Below are 16916 nucleotides of genomic sequence, written 5' to 3'. Positions count from 1 at the left end.
ATCAGCTTCGACGGGCTTGGATTTCATCAACAACTTTTGGCACGACCTCGAAGAGGTCACCCACCACACCGAAGTCAGCCACATCGAAAATTGGGGCGTCTTCGTCCTTGTTGATGGCAATAATGGTCTTGGCGGTCTGCATACCAGCCAAGTGCTGGATCGCACCGGAAATTCCTACCGCAATGTAGAGATCCGGGGAAACCGAAACACCGGTTTGTCCAACCTGTAAGTTGTGCGGCACGTAACCGGAGTCGACAGCAGCACGGGAGGCACCGATGGCGGCATTGAATTGATCAGCCAGGTCCTCGACGAGTTTGAAGTTCTCTTCGGAACCTAGACCGCGACCACCCGAGACGACGACTGAGGCAGCGGTCAGGGCTGGGCGGTCCGAAGCGGCCTCAACCTCTTCGGCCGACACGATGGTGGCACCTGGGCCGGTCTGAACCTCAACATCGGAGTTCACCACGGTAGGTTCAGCAACAGCTGCGGCGCGGGTATCGATCGTGCCGGGACGCAGGGTGGCGATCATCAGCCCACCTTCGACGGTGGATTCGGTGTTGTAGTCGCCACCGAAAATCGAGTGGGTGACGACGGTTTCTTGGCCGTCAGCATCCCAGTACAACCCGGTGGCATCAGCGGCGACCGCGCCCTTGGCTGCGATGGCAATACGACCGGCAAAGGAGGCATTGACCGGGCCATGTGCCATGAGCAGCAGTGACGCGCCGTAATGTTTTACAGCAGCTACACCGGCGGCGACGTCGGCGGTACCGAACTGATCCTCTGGACCGGTGTGTACAAAGATTTCGGTGGCCCCGGCCTGTCCCAGCGCTGCGATGGTCTCGGCATCGGGAGTCGAGGTGACCACGGCGACGGGGTCGCCAACGATTGAGGCGGCACCCAGTACTTCAGCGGGTTCTGCATTCGTTACTAAAGCAAGTACTTTCGTCACGTAGGAAAGCTCCTTAGATCAAGTGCCGTTGGGCAAGGAAGTCGACAAGTTCAGTGGCAGCGGTATCGCCCGAGACCTTCTGGCCGGCCTCTTTCGGCGGGCGTTCTGCGGCAGAAACCATCACGTTACGCACATACGCGGCATCTGGCCCGGCCGAAATACCGAGATCAGCAAGTGAGGTTACGGCGATTTCTTTCTTCTTGGCCTCACGGATGGCTTTGAAGTTTGGCAGTTTTGGCTCGCCGGCCTTTTCGGTCAGCGATACGACCGCTGGAGTCGTCGCCGACAGCGTGATTTTTTCGGTTTCGGTGTTGGTCACACCGGTGATCGTCCCGTCGGCAATCTCGATCGAGTCCGCGCCCACGATGTGTGGACGGCCCAAGATTTCAGCGATCATCGCTGGGACCATGGCGCCGCGACCATCGGTGGATTCGGCACCGGACAAAATAATGTCGGCGTCTTTGGCCGCTTCGGCCAATACGCGGGCGGTCTGGACCATATCCGACCCTGCCAGCGCGTCATCGACCACGTGAACGGCACGATCTGCTGCCAGTGCTAGCACCTTCCGGATGGCTTTATCCGCGTCAGCAGGACCCATGGTCACCGCCACGACCTCGGTCGCAGTCCCGTCTTTTTTCAGATCGGCCGCGACAGCACAGACCCGTTCGTCGATTTCATCGACCACATTTTCGGATGCTTCCCGAGCCAACAGGCCGGTATCCAACGCGATCTGGCGTTTCTCATAGGTGTCAGGCACCTGCTTCACTAGCACTACGACTTTCATGTCCACCTCAACAGTGATGACGTTCACTCAGACTATATTTTTGTACAATATACCGTACAATCTAGATGCCCCATAGAACCCGAAGGTTACGGAAGCTGTGACCTCAAACACCATACCGTAAAAAGGTAGCGTCCCATGCCGACAGCCGATCTTAACGCCGATTTGACCGCCAAGGCCCGCATTCGTCAGGTGGCCCTGGAGCTTTTTGCGCTCAACGGAGCCGACGCCACCTCAATGCGCGCCATCTCGTCACGCGCTGGCGTCACCGTGGGGCTGATTACGCATCATTTTGGCACCAAAGCTGGGCTGATTCAGGCCGTGGAGGATGATTTACTTAACGGCATTCAGAAAGCGATCGAATATAAAGAAACCGACGCTACCGTGGACGGGGTCGTCAAGAAACTCGATCAGCGGCTGATGGATCATATCGACGCGAACCCGCTGGTAGCCGCCTATCTGCGGCGCATGATGCTCATCGAGGGCAATGGAGAGGGTTCCGACATTACCGAGCGGTTCACCCGCATGGCATTACGGCAGATTAAAGATCTGCGTCGACACGGGATCGCTTCGACGGCCCGCGAAGCAGAAGACCAGGTCATGCAAGTCATGCTGGTCCAACTCGGCCAGGTACTGATGCAACCCTTCGTCGATCAAATCGCCGGCTATTTGCAGCGCGACCCAGAGCAATATCGATTGAGCCTGCGCAAGACTAAACACTGAGGGTGGTTCGTGGTCTCCTGCCGCGTCGGCATAAATATTCACCTGACGCAACACTACTTAACACTGCTAACTAGGTATTTCGTCGAGCTCAATAGCTTGGCCTCTGACCCTACAACGTTGCAATGACGGGGTTTCTTATGTCGGCCGACATGTTGTGAGTAGCCGCTGACCTGGGTCACAGCCAGCCCTAAGACCCGACTGAGACGTTTCCCCATCCCCTTCGATGTAGAGTGACTCTCGATCCGTGAACACGGATCATTACCATCCAGAGCGACTGAGAGATCTGGCTCAACGACGTCGCAGCAACCTCCCCTAGGGGTCCGGTGCTACCGCCAGCAACGATGGAGCCTTTTTGTGATCGCATTTTCTGTTTCTTCCATGTTTGTCGCGCCGACGTTTACCTGGGAACAGCACACCTCGTATTGCGGATCGTCCTAGATACCCAGACGCGGCGACAAGGTGAACACGATCTGTCGCATCACTGCCGAAGCGCACCTCATCCTTATGGAACTTCACCGCCGCCCGGCGAGTATGTTCCTTCGACTCGATCCATAGAGAGATGAATTCATGACTGTCCCACATCGCACACCTTCGAAACTGCTATTTGGAGCCGTGAGTGCTGCCGGAATCCTTGCCCTAAGTTCTTGCGGATTAGCTAATGATGATGATCAGACCATTTCGATGATCCTCACGGAGTCTGGCCCGTTCCAGGAACCAACGAACATAGCCTCCGACATCCTGGAAGCGGAAGGCTGGACCTTAGAGCCCACCTACGTCACCGATATAGTCCAGCCGAATCAAGTGGTTTCCAACGGTGAGTATGATGTCAACTACTTCCAGCATTTGGCATATCTGCGACAGTTCAATGACGATTACGATCTAGATGTCGAGCCACTACTCGCAGTATTTCAAGCCCCCGCAGGTATCTACTCCGAGCGACACGATACCGTGGAAGAGCTACCACACGGCGCGCAAATTGCTCTCCCCGTAGATCGCGCGAACAACGGGCGAGGACTTCTGCTATTGCACGAAGCTGGCCTCTTGGAAGTGGATACCTCTCAGGACGTCACCCAGATTTCTCAAGAAGACATTATCGATAACCCGAACGAATATGATTTCGTCGAAGTAGACCAGCAATCCCTGGCACAAATCCTTCCTGATGTGGACGCAGGCTTTTCATTCACCAGGCTTATCGCAGAAGCAGATCTCGAGGTAGAGGCTACTGAACCATTGCTGATCGAAGAAGATGCAGAAGCTCAAATACCTTATACCGTGGTGATTGCCGCAGCGTCTGACTTTGCCGAGAATGAGCCTGAAAAATACGAAGCTCTACGGGCGGCCTACCAGTCAGAAGAGGTGCAGGAGTGGTTTGAAGGATACATCGGCGGCCTCAAAAAAACCGCATTCGATCTCGACATATCGGAACTCTGGGAAGATTTTCAAGCCACTGAGGAAGCCTCCTAAGGCTCCCTCGATACCAATCACCGGCTGCCTGCAGCGCGATCCAACACAAACTCGAGTGGGTCGTCCACGCATGAATGTTAACAACCTGTTTCTCAGTGCCTCTGACCTGACGACAGGGTTTGCTCCTGCGGGATTAAACACGGTGGAAACCGCTGCAGCGTACCTCTCAGCTGGCCGACAATGGCTCTACCTGCACCTCCGCGCCGCGGAGCATTGTCGAAGGAGCTGAAGCCATCATGAAACTGTCACCAGAATCTGAAGCCGTGGTGAAAGAAACCGCCGGTGTAGTCGCCGAGATCGCCGATGAAGCGACCGCGTTGTTTTATCGCGATATGTTTGCCGCCCACCCGGAACTGCTCAATGTTTTCAACCAAGCCAACCAGGCGATCGGCGAGCAACCCAAAGCATTAGCGGCCTCCGTCGTCGCCTTCGCGGTCCATCTCATCGACCCGGATGCCCCCGACTTCACCCCGGTCATGCAACGGATCGCCCACAAACACGTCTCACTGGGGATTACTGCCTCGCAGTATCTGATCGTCGGGCGGTATCTACTGGGCGCGGTTGCCAAAGTCCTCGGCGATGCCGCGACTCCAGAAATTGCAGCCGCCTGGGATGAAGTGTACTGGCTGTTTGCCACCGCCCTGATCGCTGAAGAAGCCAAGCTCTATGCCCAGGCCGGCACTGATCCTGAAGAACCCTACCGTCCGTACCGGGTGGTCGAACGGTTTGAAGAATCCGATGAGATCTTTTCGCTGCTGTTGGCCCCGCTGGACGGTCAGGTGCCCAGTCACTACACGGGCCAGTATGTGTCGATCGCCGTGGATCTGCCCGACGGGTATCGCCAGCCCCGCCAGTACACCATCTCCTCGGGTCCGCGCGGCGATTCACTGCGGGTGACCATCAAACGAGTGCGCGGCGTCGATGGCGCACCGGATGGCCGCGTTTCGGGCTGGCTACATGAGCATGCCACCCCGGGGACCGTGCTGAACGTGTCGCAGCCGGCTGGGGATGTCATTCTGCAGGATTCCGACAAACCGCTGGTTTTGGTCTCGGCGGGGATTGGTATCACTCCGGTCGCGGCGATTATGGAGGACCTGTCCCGTCGACAACCCGATCGGACCGTGCGTCTCTTCCACGCCGATAAGACGCATGCGCATCACGCCCTGTATGACGGCCTACGCCGTCAGGTGCTGGCCATGTCGGATGCTCGCGCGCAGAACTGGTACGAAGAAGGCGCCGAGGAGGCTCCGACCCTGCATCCAGCGCGCCCGGGCTTCATGGACCTCTCTGACGTCGAGCTCCCGGCCGATGCCGAAGTGTTCATGTGCGGTCCCCTACCGTTTATGCAGATCGCTCGAAAGACGCTCATGGACCAGGGCGTGCCCTCGGAATCGATCCACTATGAGGTCTTCGGCCCCGATATGTGGGCACAGCGTCCGGCCTAAACCTGACAGGCCGTCTCCTGCCCTTCGGCCAGAGCTCGCTGCTGGGCCCGTAGGGCAAAGTCCGCCAGCTCGGCGTCGGTGCGGTTCGCATCGATGCCGAGCTGCTGTGTTGCTGGTTCGGTGTCGTCGGTGCCAAGCACCAGCAAGCAACTGTGCGCGGTGGTGAAGGGGTGGAGGCGGCGCAGTGTGAGCGGCCCGTCAACCTGGTCGAGTTGTTGGCGCACAAGGTTGGCGTGCACCGAACACACCACCGGGCGTTCATCTTCGAGTAAGCCCTGGTAGAGACAGGGCCGTACCCCAACGGTCAGTGCTGTCGAATCGATGACGGGCTCCATACCAGCGTCGTCCAGATGTTCGTAGAGCACATCGAGTTGATGCTGGGCGCTGTGCCCGAGGTGGTCACCATGGTCAAGGTCAGGACTGATGCGACGAAGTAGTGCACCGCGAGCGCTCGCCTCAGCGGCCCGTCCTCGCGCAGCCTGGTTCTGTGCCGAGTCATCGACCGGAAAGTACTGCATGGGTGGGCGACCGCGCTGTCCGGTGTCGGCCGGTGCGCGATACAGCAGCCCTTCGTCTTCGAGGACCCGTAGGTGATCACGAGCGGTGTTAACATGAATACCGGCCGCCGCGGCCAGGGATTTGAGACTCTGACCGGGGCGGCGCTGTACGGCGTGGAGGAGTCGGAGTCGGCTGGACTCCGTCAGGCCGCGGTAATCTGTGGTTCTGCGAGGCATGCTGGCATCATAGGCACAGTGACGGCCCTATCTGCCAGTGGCTTCGCCGCCGGAAGGATCTTGGGTCCGATGATAGAGCTCCGCGTCTTTGGCTGCGCGACGATTGATCTTTCGGGCTTTGAGGATTCGTCGGACAATATCCGCCAGAAGTGCCACGGCGAGGACTACAAGCATCCAACTCACCAGGTCGGGTCTGCCCGCGACGAAGAACCTGATGGCGATGATCACCGCTATCATCAGCAAGATGATTTCGCCTAGGATCCAGAAAAATCCCCAACCACTCGCGGATTTTTCCCACGTAGGATCTTGGGGTGAGGTCGTATTATCGTGCGGTGAGTGAATATCTTCTTGTTCAGCCATAGGGCTACTCCCCTCTCACAAGCTTTGGATTACTTCAACGCTACTGTGTTGATAAAGCCCTGTGAAGAGACCATCGCGGGTGTGATGCTTTGGATCGTGACAGGACGCTGATTGAGCCTAGCCGCCGAAGCGGGCATCCGAGACGATCTGATAGCGTCGCGGGCCGGGTTGGTCCTGGCTTTTGACCAGTTGCACCGAGGTCGCCGTCCAGGCGAGTGGCTCAATGTCATGCCCCACGAAGGGGTCCTGCCCTTGGGTCGGGACCGGGCGGACTCGGCCCAGCGTCACGTGTCCGTAGAAGGGTCGCGTGCCGGCCCGCGCATCGGATGACAGGTGAGCCAGTTCGTTAATAAATCGTGTCCCCGCTAGCTCGGCTCCGGTGGCGGCCAGGGCCAGGCTGTTGCGCCCCAGCCAGTGTGTTACACCACTGATGGTGATGGTAGCCGGTGGCACATGGGCTGCGATGCGGTGCATCTCACTTCTCAGGTGTGTTTCTTCGTCGGTTGGACCGACATAGAGCAGGGTGCAGTGCAGGTCCGCTGGTGCATTCCACGACAACTGATAGGGATGCTGATCAGGCAGGGTGGCCTGGATGGTTCTGGCAAAGGTCGTCAGCTGATCCTGGATCCTTGCCGGGACCATGAGCCCGATGAAATACCGTGACATACCCGTGGTCTTGGGGATGCTATGCGGGCTTTTGTGCCCAGTGGATGGCCATGGTGCCGAACATATACGAGCGGTATCCCGTGGCGACGAAGCCGGCTTCTTGCATCATGTGCTCGACCCGGTCGGCGGTGTGGAAGGCTCGTGAGGTGCGGGACAGGTACTCGTAGGCGTCCGGGTTTTGGGTAATGGCGTTGGCCAAGCGCGGGACAATGTATTTGATGTAGGCGGTGGAAAACGGTTTGATCACATCACGCGGTGCCGGTGACATTTCTAAACAGCTCATCATGCCCCCGGGTTTCAGAACCCGGTACTGTTCTTTCAGGGTCGCGGCGATGTCGGTGACGTTGCGCAGCAGGTACCCGTGGGTGATCGCATCAAACGTGTCATCCTCATAAGGCAGCGCCATGGCATCCCCGGTCAGCCAGGTGATATTTTGGCCCCCGGGACGGCGACGTGCGACTTCGAGCATCTCGTTGGAGATATCCAGCCCGTGGACTTCAGCACCGTAGCGCTGGTTGGCAGCTTCAAATGCGAGATCGCCCGTGCCGGTCGCAATATCGAGCACTTTTGGGGTGGGTCCGAGTTTGAGGGCAGCGACAGTATCGCGGATGAAACGGGGCTCTTGCCCCCACGTCATGACCAGGTTCATGAGGTCATAACGGTCGGCGATTTGATCGAACATCTCGGCCACGGTGGCACCGTGGGAGTCTACGGCTGCTTGATGGGTAGTCACCTTGCTAAGCCTAACACCCACGGTGCGGCCGAGATTCTTACTCTTCGACGATGCCGTAGACCGTCATCGTTGCGCGGCCTAATGTGTTGCCGAAACGGTTGAAGCCGAAGAACGCGTTGGACGCGTCTTCTGGAATGTCGAGTTTTTCGACGCTTAAGGCGTGGACGGTAATGATGTAGCGGTGTGCGCCGTGGCCTGCTGGTGGGGCGGCACCGATAAAGCCGCGTCCGCCGCCGTCGTGTTTGAGCTGGAAGGCGCCCTCGGGCAGACCGGAACCGTCAGCGGTACCGGCGTTTTCAGCCAGTTCGGTAACGTCGGCTGGGATGTTGCCCACTGACCAGTGCCAGAAGCCGGAACCGGTTGGCGCATCTGGGTCAAAGACTGTCACGGCGTAAGATTTGGTGCCCTCTGGCGCGCCGGACCATGCCAGGTATGGGGAGATGTCTTGGCCGTTGGGCACGCCCATGGCACCTGAGTATTGAGCGGTTGGCCATTCTTGGCCTTGGGTTACGGTATTTGAAGTGACGGTGAATTCGGCGGCCTCATCGAGGCGGGCGAATGGATCGTTGCCGATGCGTGCGAGTTCGTTGATATCGACCATGGTACTCCTTGAATGTCGAGTGGTTCTGGGATACGTGTCCAGCCTAACGGACCTCCACAGCAAAGAACCGGGGCGGCGTACTGCCGTCCCGGTTCTTTCGTGGAATGTTGTCGTTAGTCGTTTTTCAGGCTGTCGCCAAATCCTTTGGCTTTGTCTTTCGCATCGGTGAGTCCTTCTTTGGCTTTGCCTTTGAGATTCTCACCTTTACCCTCGGCTTCGGTCCGGGAGTCGCCGGTCGCTTTCCCAGCGCCTTCTTTGACCTTGCCGGACACTTTATCTTTCATGGCATCTGCTTTTTCGTCGAATCCCATAGTGTTCACCTCGGGTTCTTCGGGGACAGGTTCGTTAACGACGCTAACGGGAATTCCTGAGAATGTCATCCGATTTGAGTGAACTTTCAGCCAATTGTCAGCAAGCTCGTCGCGCCGAGTTAGTCGATGGTCGCGTTGAATTCGACGATGCGCTCAATGGCACGGGCCACAGCTTCGTACCCGGCGGCAAAGGAAATGCGGATGAACTGATCCCCCTCGACACCGTCGAAATCGACCCCTGGAATGACGGCAACGTGAGCACGCTGCAACATGTCCGCGGCGTACGCCACCGTATTCCCGTAGTGGTTCAAAATCTTTTTCGACGGTTGTGCATAGTAGTAGAACGCCCCGTCTGCGGGGGCGGCATTGCGCCACTCAAGGCGTTCGACGTTATCCAACACCAGCTGCCGGGTCCGGGCGAACTCGGCGACCTCGGCATCCGCTTCGGCGTAGGCGTCATCGGTGAAGGCTGCGATGGCGGCATATTGACCGGCGGCCGGCGGGCACAGTGAGATGGATCCGGCCAGCCCAGAGACCGCCGGAGCTAAGTCTTCGGGCATGAGCATCCACCCGAGACGCCAGCCGGGCATGCCCCAGTATTTGGAAAATGAGGAGATGACGATTGCGTTGCGGTCATACTCCCAAGCCGAGGTCCCGCGGTCTTCTCCAAAGGTGATGCCGTGGTAGATCTCATCTGAAATCAGTCGCACCCCATTTTCGGCGCACCAGATCGCGAGTTGGCGCATATCTTCGCGCGGCACCATCGTGCCGGTCGGGTTATTCGGGGAGGCCAGGATCAGCCCGTCCAAGGGTTGTTGTGCGTGACACTCCGCCAGGCGATTGACGTCGAAGCGGAAGTTGGATTCCACCCCGGCGGGTAAATCAACGACATCGACATCGAGCGCGCGCAAAATATTGCGGTAGGCAGGATACCCGGGTCGGGCCAGTCCGACTCGGTCCCCGACGTCAAAAGCAGCCAGAAAACTTGCCACGAATGCGCCCGAGGAGCCCGTGGTGACGGCAACCGATTCGTACCCGATCTCGAGGTCGTACCACCGGCGGTAGTGTCCTGCGATCGCTTCGCGCAGTTTCCGAGTGCCCAATGATGGGGTGTAGTTGAAGATCGGCACATCGGCGTTATGCAGGCGGGCTGCCTCACGGTTCACCGCTGCGGGCGCTCCCCCGCTGGGTTCACCGGCACCCAGCGAAATGACGTCGTAGTCTTGGGCTTTCATAGCCTCGACATCGCCGACGATGTCCATGACTTGGAATCTGGGAACTGCGGAGCGACGACTGGGGGAAAACTTGGATGTTGCCATGTCACCAGTATGCCAAATGGCACCCGGTGCGGTGAATGGCTAGAACCCACCATCCGATGGCGCCATGTTGGCGAACCGTGAGTAGTGGCCCTGGAACGCGAGTTCGATGGTTTTTGTCGGACCGTTACGGTGCTTGGCGACAATCAGGTCAGCTTCACCAGCACGCGGAGATTCCTTGTCGTACATGTCCTCACGGTGCAACAAGATGACCATGTCCGCATCCTGTTCAATCGAACCGGACTCACGCAGATCCGAGACCTGCGGGCGCTTATCAGTACGTTGTTCAGAGCCACGGTTCAGCTGTGACAACGCAATAACCGGAACCTCAAGTTCTTTGGCCAACAGTTTCAGCGCACGCGAGAATTCGGCCACCTCTTGCTGGCGGGATTCCACGCGCTTGCCCGAGCTCATCAGCTGCAGATAGTCCAGCACGACCATCTTGAGGTTGTGCTGCTGTTTCAACCGGCGACACTTCGCGCGAATTTCCATCATCGACATGTTCGGTGAGTCGTCGATGAAAAACGGTGCTTCGTTGAGCTTCTGCAAGGTCAGTGCCATCTTGCGCCATTGGCCCTCATCCAGGGTGCCTTTACGCAAGTCTTGCAGTGAGATGGTTGCCTCGGCCGACAGCAGCCGCATGGCGATTTCGGTTTTCGACATTTCCAAGGAGAAAAACGCAGTGGTCATCCCGTGACCAATGGCGGCCGCACGAGCAAAGTCCAAGCCCAGCGTCGACTTCCCAACTGCCGGACGGGCGGCGATGACGACCATTTGTCCGCCGTGGAGTCCCTGGGTCAGCTCATCGAACTCGTCAAAGTTGGTGGGCACCCCGGACAAGCCATCCCCGGTGGTGGATGCCGCTTCGATCTCATCGATGGTTTCGGCCAGGATGTCACCCAGTGCGACGTAATCATCACCGGTGCGGTTTTCCCCGACCTTGTATATCTCGGCTTGCGCCTCGTTGACGATCTCTTCGACTTCTCCGTCGGCGCTGTAGCCCATCTGAGAGATCTTGGCACCGACGTTGACGATACGGCGCAGAATCGCCTTCTCGGCGACGATTTCGGCGTAGAACGAGGCGTTGGCTGCTGTCGGGACAGCCTGAACCAGCGTGTGGATTTCCGCGGCACCGCCGACACGCGACAGTTCCTTACGGCGATCCAACATAGAGGTCACGGTGATCGCATCGGCGGGCTCACCGGCTGCAAAGAGGTCGGTAATAGCTGTATAGACCAGCTCATGACCTGGGGAATAAAAGTCATTGGGACGCAAGATTTCCGAGACTTCGGCGATCGCGTCAGTAGAGAGCATCATCGCGCCCAGAACAGAGCGCTCCGCGTCAAGGTCTTGAGGTGGAGTTCTAGGGTTCGCTGACACTCCGTTGGCAGTTTCCATTGCGTTAAAGTTTGCCATTGTTCTCTTAAAAGTGCCCTCCCCTACCCCGGCAGCAGAATGCCTCAAAACTTGAGCTCGTAGGACGGCCGATGCACGCATATTTCTATATGCCAATACCGGCCGCTACGAGCTAGTACCCGATGACGATACTCCGCGAAAGGCACACGATCAACTGTGGATAACCACCCTTTTGTGGATAACTTGTGGATTACTTTGCACAGGTTGTGCACAAGCTGTGGAATAGAGGTGGAATACTTATGCGCACTATCCACACACCCCTGTCTGACATGGAGATTCAATGCCCACAGGCTGTGAATTAAGAAATTAATACCCCTATTTTTTGCGATTTGACATCCTGAAATTCATTGAAATTTCACGCTGTCCACACTTTCAACAGGCATTATCCACAGGTTGTACACAAGCTGTGGGTAAACTACATTCATGTCATTTCGCGAGAGTTCGGCGTATTCTCCGGTATGTCGCGAAGGACGCGAACGAGTCACTAAAAGTTCGAGAAATTTCAAGTGGGATCCCGAAAAGAGCGATCAGGTGCTTGAAAGGAACTTTTGGCGAGATTAAACCCACTTCGGTGGAAGATGAATGTGAAGTTACAAGCAACAAAACATGCGCAGATTGTTCACCGATCTGAGTTCGTGACCTTTGACACACTATTTACGTCGTCGCGGCGAACCTCTCCGGCCTTACATCTGTTCTAGGTAAAGCTTGCGAGGCGAACTCAGGCCCTACCAGAGCAGGGTTCTGGAATGACGCTGGAGCTTAGTGTGGGCCGCCTAGCGCACCAGCGTCGACCGGTGGCAAGGCACAGATCGGTACCTGGCGACAAAACACCTACAAAAATGGGTTGACTGCGAGACTTACAGCTCTGTAATTTATTCACACTTGTGGACAGTGCTGTGGATAACACTATTTCGAGTAATCCCTCGCACCGAAGATCGCGGTTCCTACGCGCACTACCGTGGCGCCCTCTTCGATCGCGAGCTGATAGTCATTAGTCATTCCCATCGACAACCCGCCCTCACCGATCAACTCCGGTCGGCGCTTGCGTAACTCATCCCGCAACTCACGTAAAATCGCAAAATTCTGGCGGATGAGCTGCTCATCATCAGTATGTACGGCCATCGTCATCAACCCCTTGAGATGCAGGGCATCAAATTCCCGAAGTTCTTCGAGGAAGTCTTCAACTTCGTTGGGGTGCAGACCAGACTTCGCCTCTTCACCCGAAACGTTGACCTGTACATACACTTCTAGGGTCCGGCCAAGTTCCTTCAAGTGCGTGTCGAGGCGTCTAGCGATCCGAAGCCGATCAAGTGCCTGAAACTCATGGGCAAACTCGGCGACTTCACGAGTCTTATTGGACTGTAATGGACCAATAATCGCCCAGTGCGCATCGAGATCGGCCATAGCCTGTGCCTTCGCCTCAGCTTCTTGTACCTTATTCTCGCCAAACTGGGTCACACCTGCGGCATAAGCAGCCCGGAGTCGTGCTTCAGGCACGGTCTTGGATACCGGTAAGAGCCGGATTTCGGCCGGGTCCCGATCGACGCGGGCGGCAGCGGCCGCAATATTGTGTTGGACTTCAGCAAGAGCTTCTCGGAATTGCTCTTCGGTAACGGCGACATCTGGCTGATTCTCAGGCGTGGACATGTCAAAAATGTAACATAGAGGCAGATATTCGACCCTAAAAAGCCCGTCTTAGACGGCTTGTGGAGGAGCTTTAGTGCCCGAGTCATCTCCCGCGTCTGACCCGATCGCGTCGATCACCGCACGTACCGCCGCTGAGATCGCCGAAGCGGTACGCGACCTGGTCGACACCGGGCAGTTGGAGCCCGGCGCGAGCTTGCCACCAGTCCGGGCGTTGGCCGAGCAGCTTTCAGTTAATCGGAATACTGTCGTCGCCGCATATGGCCTGCTGGTACAGGCTGGGGTAGCTGTCACCCGGGGACGAGCCGGTACGAGAATCGTGGACCTCCAACCACTCCCCCAAGAAGGCTTCACGCACGCGCCGGGTCTGGTTGATATTGCTTCGGGCAACCCTGATCCTGATCTTCTGCCAGATGCGACCACAGCGCTAGCCCAACTCACCGCAGATGAACCTGTACTGTATGGCCAACCGGTCATTGACCCTGACTTAGCCAAGTGGGCCCGTGGGGTCTTCGCCGCTGATCTGGGTGAAGCCGAACTGACGGTCACCGCCGGCTCAGCAGATGCCGTGCAACGCTTGCTGGCTGATTCTTTGACCATCGGCGACGCGGTCGGGTTCGAACAACCGTGTTTTCTCACCACACTGCAAACCGCTCAAGCCGCCGGATACCGCCCGGTCCCCATGCCCGTGGATAATCAGGGCCTCACGGTCGATGGCCTGCGCTCCGCATTAGAGGAAGGCATCCGTGCGCTGGTGGTCACCCCGAGAGCGCATAATCCCACCGGCGCGGTAATTTCGGCTGCACGAGCCCGAGACCTAGCAGCATTGCTGTCCGAGTATCCACACGTACTGATCGTGGAAGATGATCACTTCTGGCAAGTGTCTGGGCATCAGTACCGTTCGATTATCCCCGAAGGCCATCCGCGTTGGGCACTGGTACGCTCCGTATCGAAATCTTTAGGACCTGATTTACGCGTGGGGATTGTCGGCTCAGATAGACTCACCGCAGCTCGGCTCGCGGCGCATATTCGATCCGGGGCGATGTGGGTCTCACACTTATTACAGCGGTTGACGTACTTACTCACGTCACACCCTGAGACCCCACGTCAGCTGGCGCATGCTGCTGACGAATACGCTCGCGCGAACGCAGACTTGGTGGAGCAACTCGCCGCCAAAGGTATTGCGGCAACATCGGCAGACGGGGTCAATGCGTGGATCAATCTGGAGACCCCTGCCGCACCAATAGTGACGGCACTAGCAGACTACGGTTGGCTCGTTCGTGACGGGGCAGAATTCTCATTGGATGACACCGACGACGCCATGAACCACATCCGCGTCACGATTCACCAGCTCACCGCCGAGCAGATGGGGCAGTTTGTTGCCGATCTAGCAGAGGTATTAGGACGTTAAACCCACCTTGTCAGATAAAGGTTTCTTGAGGATTAGGTAATTTCCTTTATAGCGGTTACAGTTAAACATGCTGTTCATAACGCTTAGGTCTTCCAGTTGCGGATTCCGCACTGTACGATGAAGAGCGGACGAGGTCAGAAAGATCTTGTTTGGACCAGCCCCGGGCAGCCGGGATTGTACGAGTTATAGAACGAATTGGGATTTCATCTCCACTATTGCATTACTTCCAACACCGCGAATCGAGCCGTGTTGCTCTCCATCGCAGATCGTAAGTTTGCGTGAAGCTTCCGCTGTTTTCTGATCTCCGATCTCTCCCTCCCCTGCTCAATCTAATTAGCCGCACTTTGTCGCATCCGTGACGAAGTGCAGGGCAGCATTTTGCCCACCAAGAATTCCGCTTTGACAATGTCATTGCGGGTACAAGGATCACACCGGTGGTCCAGAACTAAGAAATAAGGAATATCGTTATGGCCACAGGCACAGTAAAATGGTTCAACTCCGACAAGGGCTACGGCTTCATCGCTCCAGATGATGGCTCCGCCGATGTCTTCGCACACTTCTCCGCTATCCAGGGTTCCGGTCACCGCAACCTGGAAGAGGATCAGAAGGTCGAATTCGACATCGAGCAGGGTCAAAAGGGTCCTCAGGCGTCGAACATTCGCGGCCTCTAAACTCTTTTAGAACGCACGGCGGGGTTTTCCGCACGAGAAATCGTGTTGGATCCCCGCCGTTTTTGTGTCTTAAATATCCATGCAGCCGGTAGTTACCCCCAATACTTCTCGCTGTCGACGGAGCAAAGGAGCGCGGCGATGGCTTCCTCGAGCGCTGCACGCGGGGCAAGCGATGCCTGGTTTCGGTCCGGCCTATACTGCCTCCCGCACCCTTACCGGCTGGCGCACGACGTTGGCGTTAAACCATATTGGGCGGCCCCTCCAGTGGAGGGACCGCCCAATATCAGCGTCGAAAAGTGTTACTTCTTCGGTGCTGGAATAACTGACACGCGTGTTTCCGCCAGAACGTCCTCGTGCAGACGGATCTGGATTGGGTAGGTACCCAGCGTGCGGATGTCACCGGCACCGATGATCGAACGACGGTCTACGTCGCCCTTACCGGCTTCCTTGACTGCTTCAGCAATCGCGGCGGTGGTAACAGAACCGAACAGGCGGCCGTTTTCGCCGGCTTGCATCTGGATCTGGATCGGTTGCTCAGCAAGCTGTGCAGCCTGTGCCTGTGCGTTTTCTAGCGAGCGAGCTGAACGGGCAGCGGTAGTTTCGCGCAGCTGTTCAACTTCGCGCTCGGCGCCACGGGTCCAGCGAACAGCTTCGCCGCGTGGGATCAGGTAGTTACGAGCGTAGCCGTTACGTACTTCAACGACGTCGCCGGCCGAACCGAGGTTCGGGATCTCCTGGGTCAAAATGACTTTTTGATTTGCCATGATTTCTCTCCCTCAGGGTTTAGCGGCCGGAACCGGAGTACGGCAGCAGAGCCATTTCGCGGGCGTTTTTAATTGCCTGAGCGATCTTGCGCTGCTGTTGGACGGTCACACCGGTAACGCGACGTGCACGAATCTTGCCGCGGTCGGAGATGAATTTACGTAGCAATGCGACGTCTTTGTAATCGACGTATTCGATTTCCGCTGTTTTCAGCGGATTCGGTTTTGGTTTCGGCTTACGAACTTCTGCCTTAGCCATCTTGGTGCTCCTTTATAGCTATAACCTGGAGCCCGCCGGTTGGCGGGATGGTCGTGAATGAATAAAACTGTCTTAGAACGGTGGTGGTGAGTCGTTGCCCTGATCCCAAGATCCGGCTGATCCACCGCCACCCCACGGGTCGTTGCTCGGTGCCGATTGGCCACCCTGGCCGCCCCAACCGCCTCCGGCTGGTGCACCTCCGCCCCAGCCTCCGCCGGGGCCACCTTGCTGGCCGCCACCGCCACCAAATCCGCCGCCGCCACCGGAACGTGGTGTGCGGTTGATCTGTGCGGTAGCCCAGCGCAGTGATGGGCCAATCTCGTCAACATCGAGTTCCCAGTTGGTCCGTTGTTGACCATCCTTGGTCTCGAATGACCGAGCTCTCAGCCGACCATAAGCGATGACTCGTGTACCCTTGGTCAGCGTCTCTGCTACGTTCTCAGCCGCTTCACGCCATACGGAAGCGCGAACCCACAAAGTTTCATCGTCGACCCATTGACTGGTTTCGCGATTAAAGCTCCGAGGTGTTTGTGCAATCGTGAAGTTCGCAACCGCGTGTCCCGATGCGGTAAACCGCAGTTCCGGGTCACCTGCCAGGTTGCCGACCACAGTGATATATGGTTCTCCGGCCATGAAGCGCTCCTAATGCAGTAGCAGGTTGGTGGTTCTAA

General features: G+C 57.3%; 19 protein-coding genes and 1 riboswitch. Of the genes, 5 read left to right on the top strand and 14 right to left on the bottom strand.

Annotated features, from left to right (window positions below):
- Nucleotide 1: 1 nt before the first annotated feature.
- On the bottom strand, nucleotides 2-949 hold the full coding sequence (locus J2S62_RS00325) for an electron transfer flavoprotein subunit alpha/FixB family protein (RefSeq protein ID WP_310169959.1): 948 nt from the start codon (nucleotides 947-949) through the stop codon (nucleotides 2-4).
- A 13-nt stretch (nucleotides 950-962) separates the two neighbouring features.
- Nucleotides 963-1760: an electron transfer flavoprotein subunit beta/FixA family protein gene (locus J2S62_RS00320; protein WP_310169955.1), complete on the bottom strand. Its 798-nt coding sequence runs from the start codon at nucleotides 1758-1760 to the stop codon at nucleotides 963-965.
- 108 nt (nucleotides 1761-1868) lie between these two features.
- Here J2S62_RS00320 and J2S62_RS00315 point away from each other — a divergent pair, with 108 nt between their 5' ends.
- The 3 genes from J2S62_RS00315 to J2S62_RS00305 all read left to right on the top strand — a co-directional run bounded on the left by J2S62_RS00315 (nucleotide 1869) and on the right by J2S62_RS00305 (nucleotide 5362).
- On the top strand, nucleotides 1869-2453 hold the full coding sequence (locus J2S62_RS00315) for a TetR/AcrR family transcriptional regulator (protein ID WP_310169953.1): 585 nt from the start codon (nucleotides 1869-1871) through the stop codon (nucleotides 2451-2453).
- Nucleotides 2454-2711: 258 nt separating this feature from the next.
- A riboswitch (SAM riboswitch) is annotated at nucleotides 2712-2801 on the top strand.
- A gap of 219 nt (nucleotides 2802-3020) precedes the next feature.
- The gene (locus J2S62_RS00310; protein WP_310169951.1) at nucleotides 3021-3917 is read left to right on the top strand and encodes a MetQ/NlpA family ABC transporter substrate-binding protein; all 897 of its coding nucleotides are present in this window, start codon (nucleotides 3021-3023) and stop codon (nucleotides 3915-3917) included.
- A 236-nt stretch (nucleotides 3918-4153) separates the two neighbouring features.
- Entirely contained in the window at nucleotides 4154-5362 is a 1209-nt protein-coding gene (locus tag J2S62_RS00305) for a globin domain-containing protein (RefSeq protein ID WP_310169949.1), read from the top strand.
- Here J2S62_RS00305 and J2S62_RS00300 read toward each other — a convergent pair.
- The 9 genes from J2S62_RS00300 to J2S62_RS00260 all read right to left on the bottom strand — a co-directional run bounded on the left by J2S62_RS00300 (nucleotide 5359) and on the right by J2S62_RS00260 (nucleotide 13146).
- The gene (locus J2S62_RS00300) at nucleotides 5359-6096 is read right to left on the bottom strand and encodes a helix-turn-helix domain-containing protein (RefSeq protein ID WP_310169946.1); all 738 of its coding nucleotides are present in this window, start codon (nucleotides 6094-6096) and stop codon (nucleotides 5359-5361) included. The genes J2S62_RS00305 and J2S62_RS00300 overlap by 4 nt on opposite strands.
- A 27-nt stretch (nucleotides 6097-6123) precedes the next feature.
- Complete coding sequence (locus tag J2S62_RS00295) at nucleotides 6124-6456, bottom strand: hypothetical protein (RefSeq protein ID WP_310169944.1); 333 nt, start codon at nucleotides 6454-6456, stop codon at nucleotides 6124-6126.
- 117 nt (nucleotides 6457-6573) lie between these two features.
- Nucleotides 6574-7122 carry a 2'-5' RNA ligase family protein gene (locus tag J2S62_RS00290; RefSeq protein WP_310169940.1) on the bottom strand — a complete coding sequence of 183 codons (549 nt, stop codon included), beginning with the start codon at nucleotides 7120-7122 and terminating at the stop codon, nucleotides 6574-6576.
- 19 nt (nucleotides 7123-7141) lie between these two features.
- Complete coding sequence (locus J2S62_RS00285) at nucleotides 7142-7855, bottom strand: ubiquinone/menaquinone biosynthesis methyltransferase (RefSeq protein ID WP_310169938.1); 714 nt, start codon at nucleotides 7853-7855, stop codon at nucleotides 7142-7144.
- A gap of 37 nt (nucleotides 7856-7892) precedes the next feature.
- Nucleotides 7893-8456, bottom strand: a complete 564-nt coding sequence (locus J2S62_RS00280; protein WP_310169936.1) for a YbhB/YbcL family Raf kinase inhibitor-like protein — start codon at nucleotides 8454-8456, stop codon at nucleotides 7893-7895.
- Nucleotides 8457-8569: 113 nt separating this feature from the next.
- Complete coding sequence (locus J2S62_RS00275; RefSeq protein WP_344986918.1) at nucleotides 8570-8836, bottom strand: CsbD family protein; 267 nt, start codon at nucleotides 8834-8836, stop codon at nucleotides 8570-8572.
- 50 nt (nucleotides 8837-8886) lie between these two features.
- On the bottom strand, nucleotides 8887-10086 hold the full coding sequence (locus J2S62_RS00270) for a pyridoxal phosphate-dependent aminotransferase (protein WP_310169935.1): 1200 nt from the start codon (nucleotides 10084-10086) through the stop codon (nucleotides 8887-8889).
- Nucleotides 10087-10125: 39 nt separating this feature from the next.
- The gene (dnaB, locus tag J2S62_RS00265; RefSeq protein WP_310169933.1) at nucleotides 10126-11499 is read right to left on the bottom strand and encodes a replicative DNA helicase; all 1374 of its coding nucleotides are present in this window, start codon (nucleotides 11497-11499) and stop codon (nucleotides 10126-10128) included.
- A gap of 906 nt (nucleotides 11500-12405) precedes the next feature.
- The gene (locus J2S62_RS00260; protein ID WP_310169930.1) at nucleotides 12406-13146 is read right to left on the bottom strand and encodes a YggS family pyridoxal phosphate-dependent enzyme; all 741 of its coding nucleotides are present in this window, start codon (nucleotides 13144-13146) and stop codon (nucleotides 12406-12408) included.
- A 73-nt stretch (nucleotides 13147-13219) separates the two neighbouring features.
- On the opposite strand from J2S62_RS00260, the gene J2S62_RS00255 reads away from it, so the two are divergent.
- A complete protein-coding gene (locus J2S62_RS00255) occupies nucleotides 13220-14554 on the top strand; it encodes an aminotransferase class I/II-fold pyridoxal phosphate-dependent enzyme (protein WP_310169928.1) in 1335 nt (444 codons plus the stop codon).
- A gap of 467 nt (nucleotides 14555-15021) precedes the next feature.
- Nucleotides 15022-15225, top strand: a complete 204-nt coding sequence (locus J2S62_RS00250) for a cold-shock protein (protein ID WP_043055449.1) — start codon at nucleotides 15022-15024, stop codon at nucleotides 15223-15225.
- Nucleotides 15226-15524: 299 nt separating this feature from the next.
- On the opposite strand, the gene rplI is transcribed toward J2S62_RS00250, so the two are convergent.
- The 3 genes from rplI to J2S62_RS00235 form a co-directional block, all read right to left on the bottom strand.
- The gene (rplI, locus tag J2S62_RS00245) at nucleotides 15525-15989 is read right to left on the bottom strand and encodes a 50S ribosomal protein L9 (RefSeq protein ID WP_310169924.1); all 465 of its coding nucleotides are present in this window, start codon (nucleotides 15987-15989) and stop codon (nucleotides 15525-15527) included.
- Nucleotides 15990-16008: 19 nt separating this feature from the next.
- Nucleotides 16009-16245, bottom strand: a complete 237-nt coding sequence (rpsR, locus tag J2S62_RS00240) for a 30S ribosomal protein S18 (RefSeq protein WP_043055447.1) — start codon at nucleotides 16243-16245, stop codon at nucleotides 16009-16011.
- 72 nt (nucleotides 16246-16317) lie between these two features.
- Nucleotides 16318-16878, bottom strand: a complete 561-nt coding sequence (locus J2S62_RS00235) for a single-stranded DNA-binding protein (RefSeq protein WP_310169918.1) — start codon at nucleotides 16876-16878, stop codon at nucleotides 16318-16320.
- Nucleotides 16879-16916 lie beyond the last annotated feature (38 nt).

The organism is Enteractinococcus fodinae, from assembly GCF_031458395.1.
Classification (GTDB): Bacteria; Actinomycetota; Actinomycetes; order Actinomycetales; family Micrococcaceae; genus Yaniella; species Yaniella fodinae.
The sequence above is the reverse complement of the archived record's forward strand: the minus strand, read 5'-3'. Positions and strand labels throughout refer to the sequence as shown.

Bases quoted from the DNA above. Each gene is read 5' to 3' on its own strand.
- J2S62_RS00270 (WP_310169935.1), bottom strand. From the start codon at position 10,086: ATGGCAACATCCAAGTTTTCCCCCAGTCGTCGCTCCGCAGTTCCCAGA.
- J2S62_RS00305 (WP_310169949.1), top strand. From the start codon at position 4,154: ATGAAACTGTCACCAGAATCTGAAGCCGTGGTGAAAGAAACCGCCGGT.
- J2S62_RS00250 (WP_043055449.1), top strand. From the start codon at position 15,022: ATGGCCACAGGCACAGTAAAATGGTTCAACTCCGACAAGGGCTACGGC.
- J2S62_RS00235 (WP_310169918.1), bottom strand. From the start codon at position 16,878: ATGGCCGGAGAACCATATATCACTGTGGTCGGCAACCTGGCAGGTGAC.
- J2S62_RS00295 (WP_310169944.1), bottom strand. From the start codon at position 6,456: ATGGCTGAACAAGAAGATATTCACTCACCGCACGATAATACGACCTCA.
- rplI (WP_310169924.1), bottom strand. From the start codon at position 15,989: ATGGCAAATCAAAAAGTCATTTTGACCCAGGAGATCCCGAACCTCGGT.
- rpsR (WP_043055447.1), bottom strand. From the start codon at position 16,245: ATGGCTAAGGCAGAAGTTCGTAAGCCGAAACCAAAACCGAATCCGCTG.
- J2S62_RS00315 (WP_310169953.1), top strand. From the start codon at position 1,869: ATGCCGACAGCCGATCTTAACGCCGATTTGACCGCCAAGGCCCGCATT.
- J2S62_RS00260 (WP_310169930.1), bottom strand. From the start codon at position 13,146: ATGTCCACGCCTGAGAATCAGCCAGATGTCGCCGTTACCGAAGAGCAA.
- J2S62_RS00300 (WP_310169946.1), bottom strand. From the start codon at position 6,096: ATGCCTCGCAGAACCACAGATTACCGCGGCCTGACGGAGTCCAGCCGA.
- J2S62_RS00310 (WP_310169951.1), top strand. From the start codon at position 3,021: ATGACTGTCCCACATCGCACACCTTCGAAACTGCTATTTGGAGCCGTG.
- J2S62_RS00280 (WP_310169936.1), bottom strand. From the start codon at position 8,456: ATGGTCGATATCAACGAACTCGCACGCATCGGCAACGATCCATTCGCC.
- dnaB (WP_310169933.1), bottom strand. From the start codon at position 11,499: ATGGCAAACTTTAACGCAATGGAAACTGCCAACGGAGTGTCAGCGAAC.
- J2S62_RS00290 (WP_310169940.1), bottom strand. From the start codon at position 7,122: ATGTCACGGTATTTCATCGGGCTCATGGTCCCGGCAAGGATCCAGGAT.
- J2S62_RS00275 (WP_344986918.1), bottom strand. From the start codon at position 8,836: ATGACATTCTCAGGAATTCCCGTTAGCGTCGTTAACGAACCTGTCCCC.